Origin of the sequence: Paraburkholderia nemoris, from assembly GCF_905221015.1 — a bacterium.
GTDB lineage: Bacteria > Pseudomonadota > Gammaproteobacteria > Burkholderiales > Burkholderiaceae > Paraburkholderia > Paraburkholderia nemoris.
This window is the reverse complement of the sequence record NZ_CAJNBO010000010.1, coordinates 274,772-288,765: the sequence shown is the minus strand read 5'-3', so window position 1 is coordinate 288,765 and position 13,994 is coordinate 274,772. Positions and strand designations below refer to the sequence as shown.

Here is a 13,994-nt window from a genome sequence, read left to right as displayed (position 1 = left end):
AGACGTCCTGCAACACCTCTCCCGGCGGCTTTAGTGGCTCAGCCGACGGGTCGTCAGGTGGGGGAATTTGAAGTGACCATACCCGGAGGAATTTGACCGACCGCCGGGGCGGGATGTCGTAGCATAGCGGCTGCACCTTGAGTGCGCCGTCATGAAAGATGTATTTCCAGCCCCCGCCAAGCAGTACGTCGTCCGCATCGACATAGAGGCCGCCTTCCGCGAGCAAGACGCACATCCGCAAATAGTCGCAGCGCATTGCCGGGTGTCGGCAGCGCGCGAATGCGTCGCGCTCCTGCGCGCCGTACCGATCAGCAATGTACGCGGCCGCCGATACGTCGTTAAACATTCGGAACTCGAAGCCCTCGTCGCCAAGCCGGTCCCAACTGTCGAGACATGCGCGAACATCTTCCGGTACGTCATTCGGGTCGTGCCAGTACCTTATCAGTGTCTTGGGAACGAGAGCGGACTGGGTTGGGCCGCCAATGCTGAAAGTTGTGAAGCGGTCAAGCTGCTGCAGCGTGAGGTCTCGGATGAAGGCAGATCGCAGGCGATCGTCATCCTCGAAGCCGACTGGGTACGAATCCATATTGTGCATGTACTTGCTGAGGTCTATAGATCTGATTGGAGCATCCTACCGACGTGTCCTTTTCCGGGCGTGAAGCGCGGCGTAAATGCACCCTAGCCGCTGCTAAGCGAACGTGCCGCCGCAGCTGTATGACCCGATGTCCCTTTGTATGCTTGATACCGTTGGGAATTCTTTAGAAGATAGGCCCGCCCTTCAATCACGAACCCGTCCAGTCCGCGCTCCACGGCGTAGGCATCGAGATCAACTATGTTGTTGATGAAACCTTTCCCGTTAAAGTTCAGAGACGTGTTGCACAAGACTCCGTAACCGGTGCGTGCTTGAAATGCGACAAGTAGGTCATAAAGTCTCTTGTTGGTTGCAGACGTGACGGTCTGGATGCGCGCCGTTCCGTTCACATGCGTGACGGCTGCCAGCAGATTTGTCGTTGCACGGTGCGTGAAAAGCATATGTGGACTTTCGTGATCGCAGCCAAACCAATTTTCTGCATCATCTCGAAGGCATACGGGGGCAATCGGACGGAACTGCTCGCGCTGCTTGATCTCGTTCAGTCGTATTCGTGTGCTATCTCGGAACGGAGCAGCGAGGATCGACCTATTGCCAAGTGCGCGCGGACCGATTTCGTATCTGCCGCTTACCCATCCGAGGATAAGGTCGCTCGCCAGCATGTCGGCAATCTGCGCGCAGTCCGTATCGTGAATGTCATATTTTCCAGTATCGAATGAGCCGTCCGCGCGAAAAGTCAAGCCGGCATAGACATCCCATTCGATCTTCGGATTGCCCGTAAAGCGGAACTGAGCATCGATAGCCGTGCCTATGGCGGATCCAGAATCGTTGGCGACCGGGGGTACGAATATCTCCGAAAAAAGGTTAGTCTCCTTCCATTTAGTGTTCCAGTCGCAGTTGAGGCCGCATCCACCCGCGATGACCAGCGGTAGTTTTTTCTTCAACTTTGCCCTCGCGAACTGATGAAAAATATCGAAGATCGCGTTGCTATATATTCCCGAGAAGTTGCGAAACTCCTGATCGTCCAATCCCACATTGAAGTGAGGCGCATGCTCAAGACCCTCATACGCGCTCAGTTCCTGGAACGGGCCATCCAACAGAAAATTAAGCAGTTTCTTCTCTTCAGCAGAGGGCGTGCTTCGATTCGAAAATGACGCTAATGCCATGAGCTTTCCCGCGTCCGAGTTGCGGGGATATGGTCCATTCTTGGGGAAGCTCGGGTCGGCTAAGCCGTAGAGCAGGCCGTAGCGATTTCCAGGTTGACCTAGAACATCTGCAAGTAAAGTGATGTTTAACTCTGAATCGATCTCGTAGAATGCACCTATTGAGCCCTCCCACACCAGCGCATAGCATGGGGTACCTCTCGGTAGAGCTGACATACCGAAAGCGCAAAGTACGTGTGCCCGTTCGTGAGAAGATGAAAAGTATTTAACTTCTCTTCCTAAAAAACGCCGTTGGCTTACGATAACATCGCTATTCGATACACCGCGATATCCGACATTAGTTTTTGAACCATATAAGTATTCGTGGTGATCTCGAGGCCACCAACCTCCGGCACAAATGACATCAGGTATTTCTTCTAGGTTACCGATGGCATCCAACACATCAGGAATAGAAAGTGAAGAATATCGATAGTTCGAATCCTTCTCCGCTTCGAGAGACGTCATTAGGCGGCCATCTTGAAGAAGTACGATGGCGCCATCGTGGCCTGGATTGTAGGAGAGAATTTTCACGTGGAGGAAACCCCGTCATTCAGCAATTTACATTACTAATGATGCCGTCAACTATTAAATAGCAATCGACACACGATTTTATTTCGCAGCACAGCACCGTACCACAATTTGAGCCTGTTCTGCTGGCGCGCCTGTAATCATTCGCGTGCGACCGCAAACCGCTTCGGCCGAGGGCTCGTCGACCGTCATACTTACCCCAACGGCCGTTGTACCTTGGAGGCCGCCATTATGCGTACTCCGTCGAACTTAAGACTAGCTATGCGCCATCCCTGAAAGAAGGGTCTTCCATTCCGAGAAATAACTTCCTCCGTAACTTGCAAAGAAGCTTTGATTCAATCCTGTGTAGTCGGGGTCGGCAAGAGCATCCGCGAAATCTGCGCTATGACCGTACCCATTCCCTGTGGGCGTCCCTCTGAACATGACGAACTCCACTTGGTCATCGGGAAGAATCCTGACGAGCGCCATTCCAGAATTATTTGCGAACTCAAGAGCCTCGCTAGAATAGGCGCTCTTTGTAACCATGATCCCCTTTCTATTAAACGGAGCGACCTGGTTCAAGTGTGCAGAGAATGTCTCAAGTGCGGTCACCGGAACGGTGCGGGCGTAGTCTTTGCACTCGAATGCCCAGAGCATAGACCAGCGAGGCGCATTTGGAGCCCAAATCTCAATCGAGACATCCAAGTGGATGTCCCCTTTGCGCATATTCGCGGGATAGCCCTTCTCACGGTAAACCCTGCAATAACTTGCTGGGACGGCGAGTCCGCCTTTTGTTGCAATGTCGAGAACACGTGAATACACGCTATCGGAGAAAGCATCTCCTTTTTTGCGAGCTGGTTGGGTTCTCATTCTAATATCTTGCCTACAGAGAACGTCGTTTTGTCATTGACTAGCTTGAGTTGATGAGCTCGAACTCCGAGTGTTTCTATTGTCATGTCGGCGCGAGCACAATTTAGTATTATTTCAGCTTGGTCAGGGAGGCGTATTTGGTCGTGCAGCACAGATTGAAGTGCAGCCTTGGCTCCTTCTAGGCAGGCGATTCGATATTCAACTTTCCGACTAGACCTATATTGATCGAAATAAGTGTCAAGGTAGTGAAGGGAGGCGAGCGTTCGGACGTTGTTGTCGGGATGCACGCGTTTGCAGTCGGGAATCTTAGATTCCAATGCATCAAGGGCGCGAAATATGAAGCCGATTAGAAATCCGAAATCGTAAAAGCGGTCTGCATCTTCGGCGTAACGCAATGACGGATTGTTGGAGAGCGCGAGGTCTACTACAGCTAATAGCCATTTCGATGCCTGTCTGTCCGCATCATATTCGAGTGATTGCGATGCGCCTCTCACGTCCTCGTGCGATGCGGCCATTGGCAATTCAAACAAAGCTTGCTCGGAGCCTTGTGCACCTAACCAATCAAGGTGTCCGAGGACAATATGCGCCAACTCGTGCCAAAAAACAGCGCTTACCATGAAGTGGAAGAAGAAATCGTGCAATAGCCTAGCTTTTCCAAGCGCTCGCGCGGCATCAGTCAGGAAACGTGCGCTACGCATACCTTTGAGCACCGTTTCATCCGCAACCATCGCCTGAGCAAAAACGTCAAACTGCAAAAGCAGGCCCGCGCCAATTCTGATTCTGTAGCGATGCTGGTCTACTTTTCCAGCGTATGCGTTGTAAAACCTGAAGCGATCTTTGGGGTTCGTGTCGATATCAACCTCGACAGCGAGCGGATCGTCAGCCTTAGTCACTAAGCGCATCTTTGGTGTCAGTGACCGTACATGACCTAAGGCATCGTCACGAAGCCGCTTTATCACTTCTACCGTCACGTCCTCGGGGTGAATTGCCATCGACAAGTATATGATCTTCTTCACACCTTACTCTTAGCAGGCTTACGTTGCGCAGATCAAAAAAAGCGCACGCTTCATGGGGGAGCAATTGCCTCTTATGATTCGACAGGGAGAACCAACATTAATATCGACAGAAATCAAGAGAACTTAAGGGGTGCGGTTCTTCATCGTCGATGGCGAACCGACGTTTTAGGGCACTCGCGTTGTCCGGCGAATTCCAAGACGATGGCGACACTGCCAGTTCCAGTACATTGCAGCTCTTCGGGGATATGACGAGTTATTGGCATGATGGCGGTGGCTTTGAACCGCCTAGATCGACCGACAGCAGCGGGGTAGCGCCGCTGCGCCCCCGCCTAATCCCTACTTCACCGCCCCCAACGCCAACCCCTTAACCAAGAACCTCTGCAACCAAGCAAACACAATCGAAACCGGCAACGTCGCACAAAGAGTAGCAGCCATCACCAAATGCCACTCAACAACATACTTCCCAGCCACCATATCCGTAACTTGCACGGTCAAAGTCTTATTCTCCGGTGACCGAATCAACGTATAAACCACCGCAAACTCATTCCAAGCATTAATGAAGGTAAAGATCGCCGTAACAACAATCGCCGGCACAGCCAACGGCAAGAAGACCTTAAAAACAGCCCTCGTCCTCCCACACCCCTCCAACCAGGCCGACTCCTCCAGATCCCTCGGAACCGTCTGAAAGTAAGAAGACAACATCCAAACCGCAAACGCGATATTGAACGCAGCATAAGAAACGATGACACCAATCTTGGAGTCAACCAGATTCCCATCCCCATAAGGAATCATCGCCGCGAGCCGGAACAACCCAACAACCAGCAAGATCGGCGACAACATCTGCGTCACCAGCAGAAACTGCGAATACAACCCTTTCCCACGAAACGGAAACCTGGCCAACGCATAAGCCGCCGGCAAGCTCACCGCCAACGCCAACGCAGTCGACAAAAAGCTGATCACGCAACTATTCCTCAGCGCCACGCCGAAGTTAGCCGCAACCCACATATCCGAAAAGTTGCTCCACTGCCAATGCACCGGCAACCACCTCGCCGGATAAACAAAAATCTCAGTAGCCGGCTTCAAAGCAGTAAACAACATCACAGCAAACGGAAACAGCACGGCCACAATCAGCGGCGAAAGTGCCAACCAGCACCACAGTGAGCGCTTCATCTTGACGCTGAGACTCATGACGTTTCTCCTTCTTTCGCCGGCTGCAGGCGCAGATAGGCGATCGAGAAAACGAACAGCATGACGAGCATGATCAGCGACACCGCCGCGGCTTCGCCGGGACGTCCCAGCCGGAACCCGAGCTCATAGAGATACGTAACGAGAATATGCGTGCCGTTATCCGGCCCGCCTTGCGTCATCACCCAGATGATCGGGAAAGAATTGAACACGTAGATCACGTTCAACAGAATCGTCATGTTGATGAACGGCCGCAAGAGCGGCATCGTCAGCTTGCGAAACTGCTGCCACGCGCTGGCGCCATCCATCCGCGCCGCTTCGTAAATGTCTCCCGGCACCGACGACAACCCGCCCAGCAGAATCGTCACCGTAAATGGAATCGACACGAGAATACCGACGGCGATCTCCACCGGAAACGCGAGCTCCGGCGTCGCGAGCCAATGTATCGGACCGTTGATCAAGCCAAGCCGCTGCAACGTGACGTTGACCATGCCGTAGTCATCGTTGAAGGCCCAGCGCCACACCACGGCGGTCATCGTCAGCGAGACGGACCACGGCAGCATCACAATCGTGCGCGCCACGCCGCGTCCATAGAAATCCTGATTCAGTATCAGCGCAACCGGCACCGAAATCAGCACCGTGCCGCCCACCACGCACACGGTCCAGACAATCGTCCGCTTGGCAGCAGCGAGAAACGAGGGGTCCGTGAAAATCGTATAGAAGTTCTGCAGACCGGTGAAATCGCGGATCGCGCCGAAGCGCGAGACCTCGTGCAGCGATTGCCACACGATGTTGAAAATCGGATAGCTGATGATGAAAAGCGCCAACACCAGACTCGGCGCAATCAGCAACCAGGGCGCCTGGAGGCGCGAAGAAGCGGAACGGCTCATGCGTGCTCGATCGTAAGACGCGTTCACATTAAAAAGCGGACGCGACGGGATGGGCCGGATAGTGCACTACGGACATGACAACCGGAACGCGCGCCGCCTTCGCAACGGCGGCGCGCGTTCCGTATTCAGCAAATCACTACGAGACTACGCGATTACTTACCGAGCGATTTGTTCGCTTGCGTCGCTGCTGCATTCAACGCGTCCGCCGGCTTCGCCTTGCCCAGGTAGATCGATTGCATTGCATCGGTCACAGCCTTCGCGGTGTCTTCCCAACCGGTCACAGTCGGCGCGAAGTGAGCCGTCGGCAGCAGCGCGACGAAAGCTTTGGTATCCGGATCGTTGAACGCCGGATCGGTCGCCTCAGCCTTGGTGGTCGGCAGGAAGCCTTCGGTCGTCGTGAACTCGACGCGCGGTTCCTTCGTGAACAGATAGTCCAGGAACTTCCAGGCCGACTTCTTCACCTTGGAGTTCTTGAACATCACGATCGAGTCGGTCACCGCATACGTGGCGTGCGTCGTGCCCATCGGGATCGGATCGATGCCGTACTTCAGGTTCGGCGCTTCCTTCTTGATCTGTTTGGCGAGGAACGGTGCGGAGATCATCATCGCAACACGGCCCTGCTTGAACAGGTTCTGCACGTCTTCACGGCTGTAGCCGGTCACGCCAGGCTGCGTCAGGCCGTCGTCGATCATCGTCTTGTACAGCGTGGCCGCCTTGATGCCGGCCGGCGAATTGAACGCCGCCTTGCCGTCCTTGCCGACGACGTCGCCCCCGTTGGTCCACAGGGCGTAGTAATAGTAGACGTCGGTTTCAATTTCCTTGCCTTGCAGACCGAAGCCGGCAATGCCCTGCGCCTTCAGTTTCTTCGACGCTTCGATCACGTCATTCCACGTTTTCGGGCCGTCGGGATAGCCGACCTTCGCGAGCAGATCTTTGTTGTAGTAGAGCGCGCGTGCCGACGCGGCGATCGGCAGGCCGTACACCTTGCCGTTGATTTCGCCCGGTGCGAGGAACGGGCCGATGAAGCGGCCCTTGAAGCTGGCGTCCATGTAGCCGTCGAGCGGTTCGGCGACGTCGTCCTTCACGAAGTCGAGCAGCCAGCGCGTGCCGACAATCGCCAGGTCGGCGTTGGCGCCGCCAGAGATGTCCGTTTGCAGTTTCTGTTGCAGCGTGTCCCAGTTCACGTCTTCGATCTTGATCGTGGTGCCGGGATTGGCCTTCTCGAAGTTACGGGCCATCTTTTCGAAGTACGGCGCGGTCGCATCGCTGTAATGCGCGACCGTCACGCGAACCGTGTCGGCGTGAGCCGCGACGGCGATACCTGCAAACGCGAGCGCCACGGCAACTTTGCCTAGCGCGAGGGAAGCACGGGCATGCAACGACATTTCTCTCTCCTGTGTCGATCGGAGTTAGCGTTTTGGCGCTTGCTCCGGTCCCATCCGATGATGGTGGGGGTGGTCTGCTGCCGTCGCCGGCCGCTTTGGGTTAAATTGTTTGAAAAAATCCTACATGACGCAAAATAGCTTGTCACGTAGGGTCTGCCATATTTTTTCTCAGCCAGTTTTGTGCATAAGATGCTGTAAAGCAGGGGTATTCTGCGTAACGCGAAGTCACGGATACCCAATCTTCGGGATGACTAGACAACTGTTCGATGCCGGTTTTGTAGGAAATTTACACGCTAAACCGGCTCTGCAACGAGGTTGATGGGCGAGGGCAGACATGAATCGTGTGGTGTTAGTGACGGGCGCTTGCGGTGGGATCGGCAGCGTGTTGTGCAAGCGTTTCGTGGAGCAGGGCGACACGGTGCTGGCGCTCGATGTCGACGCGGTCGCGCTGCACGGATTGGTTGCGCAACTCGGCGACGCGCATGTCACGCCGATCGCGGTCGACCTGGGTGACGCTGCCGCAGTGCAGCAAGCGGTCGCCGAGGCGGTGAAAACGCGCGGTCCGGTGGACGTGCTGGTCGCCAACGCGGGTGCCGCCAAAGGTTTGACGCTCGCCACGACGGATGCCGCCAGTTGGCAGCGCGACATCCATCTGAATCTGAACGGCACGTATCACTCGGTGGAAGCGGTGCGCGCGTCGATGATCGAACGGCAGAAGGGCGTGCTGGTGCTGATCGGCTCGGTGAACGGCATGGCCGCGCTCGGGCATCCGGCGTATAGCGCGGCGAAAGCGGGTCTCATCAGCTACACGAAAGCCCTGGCGATCGAACTGGGCCGCTATGGCATTCGCGCAAACATCGTCTGTCCGGGCACGGTGAAGACGCAGGCGTGGCAGGCGCGCGTCGACAAGAATCCGCAGGTCTTCGAGGATCTGAAGAAGTGGTACCCGCTGCGCGACTTTGCGACACCGGACGACATCGCCGATGCGGTGCTGTTCCTTTCATCGCCGATGGCGCGCGTGATTACCGGCGTCGCATTGCCGGTCGACGGTGGACTGATGGCCGGCAACCGTTTGATGGCGGAAGAGCTGACGCTCGAATCGCTTTGAATGGATTGGATTCGCTTTGAACTGCTTTGACCCGATAGCGCGGCGTGTTCTTTGCTCGATGAAGCAAGGCAACACGTTCGCATGACAGCACGACGATGAGGACAGCATGGCAGCAGTGCAACTAAGCGGCATCTTCAAACGCTATGGCGACACGCAAGTGGTGCACGGCATCGATCTCAACATCGACGACGGCGAGTTCGTCGTGCTGGTCGGCCCGTCGGGTTGCGGCAAGAGCACGCTGATGCGCATGGTGGCCGGGCTTGAAGAAATCAGCGGCGGTGATCTGATGATTGGCGGCACGCGCGCGAATACGCTCGCGCCGCAGCAGCGCAATATTTCGATGGTGTTCCAGAGCTACGCGCTTTATCCGCATCTGTCGGTCTACGAAAACATCGCGTTCGGGCCGCGAATTCGCAAGGAATCGTCGGCGAGTTTCAAGCCGCGGATCGAAGCTGCGGCGAAGATGCTGAACCTTGGCAGTTATCTGGATCGCTTGCCGCGTGCGTTGTCGGGTGGTCAACGTCAGCGGGTGGCAATGGGCCGCGCGGTGGTGCGCGAGCCGTCGCTGTTTCTGTTCGACGAACCGCTGTCAAATCTCGACGCCAAACTGCGCGTGCAGATGCGCACGGAAATCAAGGCGCTGCATCAGCGTCTGAAGAATACGGTGATCTACGTCACGCACGATCAGATCGAAGCGATGACCATGGCCGACCGCATCGTCGTGATGAACGCGGGGCGGATCGAGCAGGTCGGCCGTCCGCTCGACTTGTACGACCGTCCGGCGAATCTGTTCGTCGCGAGTTTCCTCGGTTCGCCGTCGATGAATTTTGCGGAAGGCGTGTTGGTCAATCGCACGGATGGGCAGGGTTTCGCGTTAAAACTCACGGACGGTGGCGAGATCGTGCTGGAAGGCACACCGGCCTCGGCGGTGCTCGGCGCAAAAATCACGCTTGGCGTGCGTCCCGAACACATTGAAACGATGGCTGACAAGCCGGACACCACGATGGAAGTCGAAGTGGTCGAGCCGACTGGCGCCGAGACCCATTTGTACGGGAAAATAGGCGGCAACACGTGGTGCGTGACGACTCGCCAGCGCTCGAAAGTCGAGCCCGGTCAGCGCGTCACGCTGCGTCTGCCGGCCGAGCATATTCATCTGTTCGATACGGAGAGTGGACGCAGGCTGGTCTGAACCGCGTGTTGCCGCTTGAGGCTGATTCAAGCTGACTGAAGCTGCGACGCGACGCGGATTCAATTAACCCTTAAGGAACACCGGGTGTCCGCACCGAACTTGATTCCCCACATCCGCGGCGCGCTGGCCAATCTGCGGCCCGCCGAGCGCAAGGTTGCCGAGATGGTGCTGAGCGACGTCGACTTTGCGATGCGCGCGAGCATCACCGAGCTCGCCCAGCGCGCGGACGTGTCCGAGCCTTCCGTCACGCGCTTTTGCCGCGCGATCGGCGCGCATGGTCTGCGCGACTTCAAGATGCAATTGGCGCAAAGCGTGGCGGGCGGGGTGCCGTATGCGTCGACGGCGGTTGCGCGTGACGATGACGTGCAGACGTTGATGGACAAGGTGGGTGAGGCAGCAGTCGATGGGATCACGCATGCGTGTAGCGCGTTGGATCCGGCGGTGGTTGAGAGTGCGATTGCGGCGTTGTCGAGCGCGGGGCGGGTTTTCTTCTTTGGTGTTGGGTCGGGTTCGGGGCTTGTTGCGCAAGATGCGGCTTTGAGATTTTTGCGGCTTGATATTGCGGCGACTGCGTTTACCGATGGTCATTTGCAGCGGCTTTATGCGGGGCTCATGGAACCGGGTGACGTGGCGTTTGCGATTTCGCATTCGGGCCGTAGTGTCGAGGTGAATGAAAGCATTCAGATCGCCAAGGAGCGTGGCGCTACTACGATTGCGCTGACGAATGTCGGCTCGCGGTTAGCGTGGCTGGTCGATATTCCGCTGCTGCTGCGCGTGCCGAGTCCGATCGATCCGAATACGCCAGGCGTGTCCCGGCTCGTGCATCTGTGCATCATGGATGCGTTGGCGATCGGCGTCGCGTTGAAGGCAAGGCCCAAGACACTTGAAAAGATGCGGCACGCGAAGGCGCGGTTGTCGTCGCATGAGCCGGAAGCGGCGGGGGATTGATTAGGATGGATGGCCCGCTTCTTCAGCCCTGCGACGAACGCGTGAACAGTTACGCTGCTTGAGGACGCCAGGCGATCATGCCCGCCGTCCGTGCTCGAACCTCCGGCGAGGCTAAACAGGTCGCAACGGCTTCATATCCCGGTGTTCCCGGATAGGCGGCGACGAGAGTGGGCGGGCTGTGATTGGCGGGGCACAGAATAATTGATTCGCTAGGGCCGATTGCAGTCAGATCCAGGATCGCTGAAGAGCGCGTCATCAGAAACAGCGGACGTCCACCCACTTCGGCGCGTTGACGGAGATGGATGATCAATGCTTCCTGCGTGGCCTGATCTAACCCTTGCTCCACCATGTCAACGACAAGGGCAGCCGGCCCTTCAGATTCCAGGCCGACGAGTAGAGCGATTAACGCTTCCGATTCTGCTGCACCTTCTCCGATAAGCCACGCCAGAGTCTGATCCACTCGCGATTTGAGCGCGGCGTCCGCTTCAAGGCGGCCTACGGTCGCGGCATTTCCATCCTGCAGCCGTTCAAGACCTAGGAATGCGGCATTCGGTAAGTTCTCAGCCAGGCATTTCGCCAGCCGTGTCTTGCCGCTTCCCAACGGACCGATGATGTAGTTCAGTGGCCGGATGTCGCGAAGTTCGAATCGTTCGCCACCCCACGGCCACGGAAGATCAAAGGCAGTGGCGAATTCTGAGGAAGGGTTGAGCAGGCGTGCCAGCTCTCCGTCCGCAGGCGCCTGACCTCGGGCAAGATCGGACCGGAGTCCCCTGACCTTGGCTATCGCATCCACGAGCTGGCGAATTTCCGCTTCAAGCGTCGCCTCGTGGGCAGCCAACGCGGGTTCCAGACTCTGAGGGTCGCCTTTCAACACCTGTGCCACTTGAGCGAGGCTGAGGCCAAGCGCACGCAGGGCCACGATCTCCGCAGCACGATTCATCTCCTCGGGACCATAGGTGCGATACCCGGAAACTGTGCGTGCCGGCGTCACCAAGCCTCGCTGTTCATAGAGTCGCAGGGCCTTGGTCGAGACGCCAAGCTGTCTCGCCGCTTCGGAAGCACTTAAAAATGGAGTGGAACAACGCATGAGTCACCTCTTCGTTTGCTGATCACTCACATCATGGAGTTGGCCCTTGGGGCCGAGTCAATCGAATAGTTACGGGGCGGCATTTTTTCAGCGTTTCGATTACTTCGCTCGTAAAACGATTACAAACGGCCTGTTTTCTCGCAAAACGATTACGAGATGGCGTGTCGTCTTGTTGAGATGACTTCGGCTCGCTCAAGCTTTGAATTGCCGACGCTTCACGACGCCACCGCCATCCACCCAAACCGCCGCGACAATCTCAACGTCGCCGCGCGCAAAGTCTGCGCCGGGCCGCCCGTCAGCTCGCTATCGAAGCTGCCGCTCGGTCCCATCACCGCGAGCACCAGACAGATGCTGCCGGTATGGTCCAGCACCGGCGCGGCCAATGTATTGATACCCGGCACGGGCTTGCTCAACGCGGTATCGATACCATCCGCGCGGATTTGCGCGAGCCGCTGCGCGTAGGCTTTTGTCAGCTGCTGCGGTGACGGTGCCGTCCCCGCAAAAATCTCCCCCGCCTCAGCCCCCGCCAACCGCAAATGATCCTGCGCCAACAACCCAGCACGCACATCATCCGCGACATAAGCAGCAAACACCCGCCCAATCGCCGTATTCACGAGCGACATCACCGTGCCGACCCGCAAGCTCACATGCAGCGGCCGCGTCGACTCTTCCAGTCGCACGACGGTCGGCCCGAGCGGCCCAAGCACTGCCATCGCGACACTCATTCCCGTCGATACCGCCAGTTCGACGACTTCCGGCTCAGCTTCCCGCGTCGGCGACAAACGCTGCAAGCCGATCAGCCCAAGCTCAAGCGCTAAAGGCCCGGCTTCAAAACAACCCGCAGCATCGCGGTTCAGCAAACCGATCTTGAGCAGACTCACCAGATGCGGAAACGCTTTGGCCGGCGGCATGCCCGCAGCGGCCGCAAGATCGCGCAAGCTCAATGGCCGCGCAGCCGCAACCAGCGCGCCGAGCAATTCGCCCGTGCTATCGAGCGACTGGATACCGCGCTGCGGCTTCGCATCGGCAGAAGCGGCGGAAGCGCCGGAGGCAGCGTAAGAAGGGTCGAGAGAGTCAGTCACGATGCTGAAGAAGCTAACAAAGAAGGCGCTGCCGCAAGTCCAGCGCTAATGTCATGAGCCGCAGCAAGCAGCGCGCGAGCCGTCGGACCATCGGCGGCAACGTCGATCACGCCGGTCGAGCCGATCACCGTCAGCGCGAGGCACAAGCGGCCGTCCGCATCGAGCACCGGCGCGCTCAAACTGCTGATACCCGGACTCGGCGCATCGACGCTGCATTCCAATCTGTGTGCACGGATAGCATCCAAAGCTGCTTCGAACGCAGCACGTTCATCAGGCGGCGTCATCGCGCTATCCTGCGATCCCGACTGATTCGCCCACATCCCCGCCAACGCCTCGCGCGGCAGATAAGCGCAAAACACGCGACCCGTCGATGTCGCCGGCAGCGACATCACCGTGCCCACATGCAGATTCACATGTAACGGAAAGCCCGCATGCTCATAGCGGACGATGGTCGGCCCTTGCGGCCCGGCAATACAGATCGCGACGCTGAACCCGATCGCTTCAGCCAGAGCCGCGACGCGCGGCACGGCGGCGCGAAATGCCGGCTGGTTCTCCAGATGCATCAAACCCAGCCGCAACGAAAGCGGACCCGGTTCATAACGGCCGGACAGCTCGTCGCGTTTGATCAGACCTAAGCGGCTCAGGCTCACCAGATAGGCATGCGCCTGCCCCGGCGCGATCTGCGCGGCGGTGGCGAGATCGGACAAAGCCAGCGGGCTGCGTGCCTGCGCGAGCGCCAGCAACACGCGGCCGCCCACTTCAACGCTCTGAATCCCGCGCTGCGTCTTGCCGCCGTCCGTTGTCTCGCTGCCGCCCGCGCCTTTGCCGGCGGCCGATTTCGCTGCTTTGCTCACACCCGCGCTCGTCCGTAAAAAGGGTCCATGTTAGCCGAAGCCCCGCGCGAAAACCGCGCCTTCCTGTCCTTATCTTAGGCGC

The 13,994-nt window shown here is 57.6% G+C and carries 13 protein-coding genes; 3 read left to right on the top strand and 10 right to left on the bottom strand.

The window, feature by feature from the left end; all coding sequences use genetic code 11:
- The 7 genes from KHO33_RS17995 to KHO33_RS17965 form a co-directional block, all read right to left on the bottom strand.
- Positions 1–595: glycosyltransferase family 32 protein (locus KHO33_RS17995; protein WP_200565424.1), on the bottom strand; the 595-nt coding region annotated here is incomplete at its 3' end.
- Between the two features lie 83 nt (positions 596–678).
- Positions 679–2,322, bottom strand: coding sequence for a carbamoyltransferase C-terminal domain-containing protein (locus KHO33_RS17990; protein ID WP_236074683.1), 1,644 nt, complete (start codon positions 2,320–2,322; stop codon positions 679–681).
- Positions 2,323–2,574: 252 nt separating this feature from the next.
- Positions 2,575–3,168 carry a restriction endonuclease gene (locus tag KHO33_RS17985; RefSeq protein WP_200565423.1) on the bottom strand — a complete coding sequence of 198 codons (594 nt, stop codon included), beginning with the start codon at positions 3,166–3,168 and terminating at the stop codon, positions 2,575–2,577.
- The gene (locus KHO33_RS17980) at positions 3,165–4,184 is read right to left on the bottom strand and encodes a hypothetical protein (protein ID WP_200565422.1); all 1,020 of its coding nucleotides are present in this window, start codon (positions 4,182–4,184) and stop codon (positions 3,165–3,167) included. The genes KHO33_RS17985 and KHO33_RS17980 overlap by 4 nt, the downstream gene beginning before the upstream one ends.
- A gap of 336 nt (positions 4,185–4,520) precedes the next feature.
- On the bottom strand, positions 4,521–5,372 hold the full coding sequence (locus KHO33_RS17975; RefSeq protein WP_097395558.1) for a carbohydrate ABC transporter permease: 852 nt from the start codon (positions 5,370–5,372) through the stop codon (positions 4,521–4,523).
- On the bottom strand, positions 5,369–6,259 hold the full coding sequence (locus KHO33_RS17970; protein WP_054035601.1) for a carbohydrate ABC transporter permease: 891 nt from the start codon (positions 6,257–6,259) through the stop codon (positions 5,369–5,371). Before KHO33_RS17970 ends, KHO33_RS17975 begins: the two co-directional genes overlap by 4 nt.
- 152 nt (positions 6,260–6,411) lie before the next feature.
- Positions 6,412–7,644, bottom strand: a complete 1,233-nt coding sequence (locus tag KHO33_RS17965) for an ABC transporter substrate-binding protein (protein WP_054035600.1) — start codon at positions 7,642–7,644, stop codon at positions 6,412–6,414.
- A 334-nt stretch (positions 7,645–7,978) separates the two neighbouring features.
- Here KHO33_RS17965 and KHO33_RS17960 point away from each other — a divergent pair, with 334 nt between their 5' ends.
- From KHO33_RS17960 to KHO33_RS17950, 3 genes are all read left to right on the top strand, one after another.
- Entirely contained in the window at positions 7,979–8,752 is a 774-nt protein-coding gene (locus KHO33_RS17960; protein WP_054035599.1) for an SDR family oxidoreductase, read from the top strand.
- Positions 8,753–8,858: 106 nt separating this feature from the next.
- Positions 8,859–9,941 (top strand): ABC transporter ATP-binding protein, encoded by a 1,083-nt coding sequence (locus tag KHO33_RS17955; RefSeq protein ID WP_200565421.1) that lies wholly within the window; start codon positions 8,859–8,861, stop codon positions 9,939–9,941.
- Positions 9,942–10,025: 84 nt separating this feature from the next.
- Positions 10,026–10,889, top strand: coding sequence for a MurR/RpiR family transcriptional regulator (locus KHO33_RS17950; RefSeq protein WP_093641958.1), 864 nt, complete (start codon positions 10,026–10,028; stop codon positions 10,887–10,889).
- A 49-nt stretch (positions 10,890–10,938) separates the two neighbouring features.
- On the opposite strand, the gene KHO33_RS17945 is transcribed toward KHO33_RS17950, so the two are convergent.
- The 3 genes from KHO33_RS17945 to KHO33_RS17935 all read right to left on the bottom strand — a co-directional run bounded on the left by KHO33_RS17945 (position 10,939) and on the right by KHO33_RS17935 (position 13,912).
- Positions 10,939–11,976, bottom strand: coding sequence for a MerR family transcriptional regulator (locus KHO33_RS17945; RefSeq protein WP_200565420.1), 1,038 nt, complete (start codon positions 11,974–11,976; stop codon positions 10,939–10,941).
- A gap of 215 nt (positions 11,977–12,191) precedes the next feature.
- A complete protein-coding gene (locus tag KHO33_RS17940) occupies positions 12,192–13,058 on the bottom strand; it encodes an IclR family transcriptional regulator (protein ID WP_200565419.1) in 867 nt (288 codons plus the stop codon).
- Positions 13,055–13,912, bottom strand: a complete 858-nt coding sequence (locus KHO33_RS17935; protein ID WP_200565418.1) for an IclR family transcriptional regulator — start codon at positions 13,910–13,912, stop codon at positions 13,055–13,057. The genes KHO33_RS17940 and KHO33_RS17935 overlap by 4 nt, the downstream gene beginning before the upstream one ends.
- Positions 13,913–13,994 lie beyond the last annotated feature (82 nt).

Bases quoted from the DNA above. Each gene is read 5' to 3' on its own strand.
- KHO33_RS17985 (WP_200565423.1), bottom strand. From the start codon at position 3,168: ATGAGAACCCAACCAGCTCGCAAAAAAGGAGATGCTTTCTCCGATAGC.
- KHO33_RS17975 (WP_097395558.1), bottom strand. From the start codon at position 5,372: ATGAGTCTCAGCGTCAAGATGAAGCGCTCACTGTGGTGCTGGTTGGCA.
- KHO33_RS17970 (WP_054035601.1), bottom strand. From the start codon at position 6,259: ATGAGCCGTTCCGCTTCTTCGCGCCTCCAGGCGCCCTGGTTGCTGATT.
- KHO33_RS17965 (WP_054035600.1), bottom strand. From the start codon at position 7,644: ATGTCGTTGCATGCCCGTGCTTCCCTCGCGCTAGGCAAAGTTGCCGTG.
- KHO33_RS17960 (WP_054035599.1), top strand. From the start codon at position 7,979: ATGAATCGTGTGGTGTTAGTGACGGGCGCTTGCGGTGGGATCGGCAGC.
- KHO33_RS17955 (WP_200565421.1), top strand. From the start codon at position 8,859: ATGGCAGCAGTGCAACTAAGCGGCATCTTCAAACGCTATGGCGACACG.
- KHO33_RS17945 (WP_200565420.1), bottom strand. From the start codon at position 11,976: ATGCGTTGTTCCACTCCATTTTTAAGTGCTTCCGAAGCGGCGAGACAG.